We start from the raw sequence: 4,662 nt of genomic DNA on the forward strand, positions 1-4,662 counted from the left end.
AAGGCCGAAGACTTGAACCTCAACGTTCAAGAGGAAACCGGCACGAATGGTGTGTACCTCTATAAGTACTTCACCAGCTATGTGCGCGATCAGATTCTTGAGACTTACGATCATGAGCAGGTCTTCCAGGGCGGTTTGCAAATTGTGACCACCATCGACCCCGAAATGCAGGGCTACGCCGAAGCCGCCGTGCAGAAGCAGTACGATTCCGGGCGCCTTGCGGCCAGCAACCAGGAATTCGCACTCACGCTTGTCGATCCCAATACGGGCTTCATTAAGGCCATGATCGGCGGCAAAGATTACGATGCCGACCAGTACAACATCGCCACGAGCAACTCGGGTACCCAAACGGGCTCGACATTCAAAGCGTTTACGATTACCGATGCCATTGAAAAGGGCATCAACCCGCAAACGACGTATATGAATTGCAATGGCCCAGTTGAAGTCAATGGTTCGAAAATCTACAACTATGGCAAGCAGAACTATGGCAGCCTTTCGATCGCGAACATGACTGCCGTTTCGTCGAACACCGGTTTCATACGCCTTATTACCGACACGTCGAGCGGCGTTACGCCCGAATCGGTGAAATCGGTGGCCGAGCGTCTAGGCCTCGACGGCGACAACCTCGGCACTGCTCCAACGATTACCCTCGGTGTCTACAACGCCAACACCACCCAAATGGCAGGCGCCTATGGCACGTTTGCCGCAGGTGGCGTGCATCGCGACCCCACGGGTATCATGAAGGTGACCGATAGGTCTGGTAACGTGCTCGTCGACAACACCGCTGGTGTTGAGGGCAAGCAGGTCATCACCGACTCCGTGGCATATGCGGTAACCCAGGTGCTTGAGGGCGTTATCTATAACGCTTCGTACGGCACCGCGAATGCTGCGGCTTTGCCTTCGGGCCAAATCGCTGCCGGCAAAACGGGCACGACCGACGATTGGCACGATTTGTGGTTCGTTGGTTACACGCCGCAACTCTCTTGCGCCGTATGGACGGGCTCGCGCGACAACAGCGTTCAGCTTGAAACGAACACGTGGTGCCAAGAGATATGGCGTGATCTCATAAGCGCCTGCCTGCAGGGTCAGCCGAACGAAGACTTCAAGTCGGCTTCTGCTCCGAACTATAATTCCGCGTATAAGGGCGGCGGCAAGTCCGAAGACGAGGACGAGGAGAAGGAGAAGAAGGAAGAGGAAGCGACCGAGGGGACTACCGAGGAAACCCCCGAAGAAACTCCGGGTGGAACCGCGGGAGGCATCGCTGGTGAAACGCCGGGAGGCACCACGGGAGGCACCACGGGCGAAACGCCGGGAGGCGCCACGGGCGAAACGCCGGGAGGCGCCACGGGAGGCGGCACTACTGCTCCCGACCCAGGGTCGTCTTCAACACCCGGGTCTGGAACGGCGGGTGGTTCGAGTGGAACCGATACCGCTGGGTAGCGTGACCAAATAAACCTAAATGACATCAACTGCATCAGTAACGCCAGCCGACCATGGCTGGCGTTATTCTATTTCGGGAATAAAGTGCTATTATCGCAACGAAGCTACATGCCGGCATTCCGTTTCAGCGGGGTTCAAGGGGGTTGGACGATGCCGGTGGCAACCTGAAGAAAGAAGGAAGAAATGGCCGACGATACTACGAACCAAACTCCCGATACATGCTCGCATAATTGCGGCTCATGTTCTGCGCCGTGCGGAGAGCGCGCGGCGCCCTCGAAGCTTGCCCCCAATTCTGTGTCGAGCTTTAAAAAGGTTATCGGTGTTGTGAGCGGCAAAGGCGGCGTGGGCAAAACGTCGGTTACGTGCTTGCTTGCTTCCGAGCTTATGCGCGCAGGCAAGAAGGTCGGCATCATGGACGCCGACGTTACGGGTCCGTCTATCCCGAAGGCCTTTGGCGCGAAAGGCCCGCTTTGCGCCGATCAAAACGGCATGAATCCTGGCATTGGCGCTGAAGGTGTGAAAATTATTTCCACTAATCTGCTGCTTCCCCAAGACGACATGCCGGTTGCGTGGCGCGGCCCCGTGGTTACGGGCATTTTGACCCAATTCTTCAATCAGGTTAACTGGGGCGATCTCGATTATTTGCTTATTGACATGCCTCCGGGCACGAGCGACACGCTGCTTACAGTGTTTCAGCAGATGCCCCTCGACGGTATCGTCACCGTTTCTGCTCCGCAGGAACTTGTCGGCATGATTGTCGGCAAAGCGGTGAATCTTGCCCAGGAGATGGGCGTGAGCGTGCTCGGCCTTGTCGAGAACATGGCCTACTTTGAGTGTGACGAGTGCCACAAGCGTCATTTTATTTTCGGCGAGCCTCAGGGCGAAGAAGTAGCGAAGAAGTACAGCATTCCCGCGTACGCTACGCTGCCCATGGATCCGGCCGTCGCGGCGCTTGTCGATGCGGGCAATATTCCTGCCTACGATGTTAAGGGCGCTCTTAAGCCGATCATCGATGCTCTTGAGGCGTTGCCTGAGCATGTCGAAGGCGATGCAGCTGCGGAGTAGGTCGTTTTTTCTTAAAATTGTCGCTTGACCTGTATTAAGGGATGCGTATAATACATGAACGCGCCTTGAATAGACGAAGCGCACACGGGGCCTTAGCTCAGCTGGGAGAGCGCATGGCTGGCAGCCATGAGGTCAGGGGTTCGATCCCCCTAGGCTCCACCAGAATTCACAAGAGGCGAGCACGAGAGTGTTCGCCTCTTTTAGTATCCGCGATAGTCGAAGGGGATGAGTTCGATAACTCCCGAAGAACAGCTCCACATCATTCAGTCCGGTACCGACACTATCGTTCCGCAGGACTTGTTGCTCGAAAAACTCAAGCGTGGCACGGCTTTGAATATCAAACTTGGCGTTGACCCTACGGCGCCCGATATTCATCTTGGCCATGCCGTTCCGTTGCGCAAGCTTCGTCAATTCCAAGATTTGGGCCATCATGTCACGCTCATCATTGGCGACGGTACCGCCCTTATCGGCGATCCCTCGGGCCGCAACTCCACTCGTCCGCAGCTTACGCGCGAGCAAATTGCGGTGAATGCGCAAACCTACGTTGACCAGGCGTTCAAGATTCTTGATCCAGAGAAAACCACGCTTCGCTATAACTCTGAGTGGATTCTCGATTTGAAGATGGAAGACCTGCTCAAGCTTATCAGCAACTTTACGGTTGCTCGTATTCTTGAGCGCGACGACTTCCATAAGCGTTACACGGGCGGTTTGCCCATCGCGCTGCACGAGTTCCTGTATCCCGTTATGCAGGCATACGACTCGGTCGTTATTAAGGCCGATGTCGAAATTGGTGGTTCCGATCAGCTGTTCAACTTGCTTGCCGGCCGTGAGCTCATGGAGAAGATGGGCATGGAGCCGCAGGTTGCCCTCACTCTTCCGCTCCTCGAGGGCACCGATGGCGTGCGCAAGATGTCGAAGAGCTACGGCAACTATATTGGTCTGACCGATGAGCCCAACGATATGTTCGGCAAGGTTATGAACATCCCTGACGAACTTATGGTGAAGTACTATCGTCTTGCTTCGACCGAGAGCGTTGCGAAGATCGACGAGATTGAGGCGGGCCTTGCCGCCGACGAGCTTCATCCCAACAAAGTGAAGCGCGCATTGGCTCGCAATATTGTTGCTGCCTACTATGACGAAGCTGCCGCCGAGGCCGCCGAGGCCGATTTCGACTTGAAGTTTAAAGCCCATGGCTTCCCGGCCGACGCTCCTGTTTTCGATGCCGATCTCACGCCGGGCGAAGACGGCATGGTTTACTTTGCGAAGGTCATCGTTGACGCGGGCGCCGCACAAAGCGTTTCGGCCGCACGTCGTCTTATCGACGAAGGCGCGGTTCGCGTAAACGGCGAGGCGCTTGCCGCGAAATCGTATAATCTCGCGCCTGAATCCTTGAAGGGCGCTGAGGTTCAGGTTGGCAAGAAGAAGTTCTTCAAGCTTGCATAAGATTGCCTCCATATATAACGATTCAAGAAGAGGGCTGCGTCGGCAGCTGTCTTCTTTTTGGTTTTAAGAACGAGGCCAGGGGCGGTTCGGCATACATGTGTAGGATCGGACGCGGTGGAAATGCTTGAGCATTCGAATAGGCGGTCGCGCCTTAGCTTCTTCAATATCGAAATGATGGAAACCCTCTGACATAGAGAATCGACTAGGGGCGGTCGCCGAGGGGATTGCCCGCGCGGAAGGCGGGCGGGCCCGGAGGCGGCCGTTCTTCTTTCGGGAGGCTACCCCCTCCGCGAGAAGCTTGGCGGAAGCGAACAGGGAAAGCCGGCGACAGGGGAGGCGCGGCTTGCATGGCGGCACGGAAGACTTCCGGCCTGAAGGCGCGGCCGATCTTCCTGCCTATATATAGGCAGCTGGATGCGTGCGACCTCGCATGCGGGGCGGGGCGAAGCGCCAGCCCGATGCCGCCCTCCCATCCGAAATCCCCCGCCATCCTTCCGCTCCGCCGCGCTGGAGTTGTCGGCATCCTGTGTGCGGGCGGGTTTCCCGCCCGCGCCGCGCCGGGGGCGCGTATAATACCGAACTCGCCGCCGCGAAGGGCCGAAGCCCGGAGGGCGGGGCGCCCCGCGGCCCGCGGGACGGCCGGGAAAAACTTTCTGAAAAAAGTTCTTGACACGGCCGAGCGCGCAAGGTAGTATTCAATCTTGCGCCAAGCGG

At 57.1% G+C, this 4,662-nt stretch carries 3 protein-coding genes and 1 tRNA gene; all 4 read left to right on the forward strand.

Annotated features, from left to right (window positions below):
- On the forward strand, positions 1-1,440 hold a 1,440-nt coding region (locus tag ACWI8T_RS09680), incomplete at its 5' end, for a transglycosylase domain-containing protein (protein ID WP_449138798.1).
- Between the two features lie 183 nt (positions 1,441-1,623).
- Positions 1,624-2,505, forward strand: coding sequence for a P-loop NTPase (locus tag ACWI8T_RS09685; RefSeq protein WP_449138799.1), 882 nt, complete (start codon positions 1,624-1,626; stop codon positions 2,503-2,505).
- A gap of 86 nt (positions 2,506-2,591) precedes the next feature.
- Positions 2,592-2,667: transfer RNA gene (locus ACWI8T_RS09690), tRNA-Ala, on the forward strand.
- A 63-nt stretch (positions 2,668-2,730) separates the two neighbouring features.
- Positions 2,731-3,948, forward strand: a complete 1,218-nt coding sequence (gene tyrS / locus ACWI8T_RS09695) for a tyrosine--tRNA ligase (RefSeq protein WP_281668817.1) — start codon at positions 2,731-2,733, stop codon at positions 3,946-3,948.
- Positions 3,949-4,662 lie beyond the last annotated feature (714 nt).

The organism is Slackia sp., from assembly GCF_977041755.1.

Coding starts and splice junctions, on each gene's coding strand:
- ACWI8T_RS09685 (WP_449138799.1), top strand. CDS start 1,624: ATGGCCGACGATACTACGAACCAAACTCCCGATACATGCTCGCATAAT.
- tyrS (WP_281668817.1), top strand. CDS start 2,731: ATGAGTTCGATAACTCCCGAAGAACAGCTCCACATCATTCAGTCCGGT.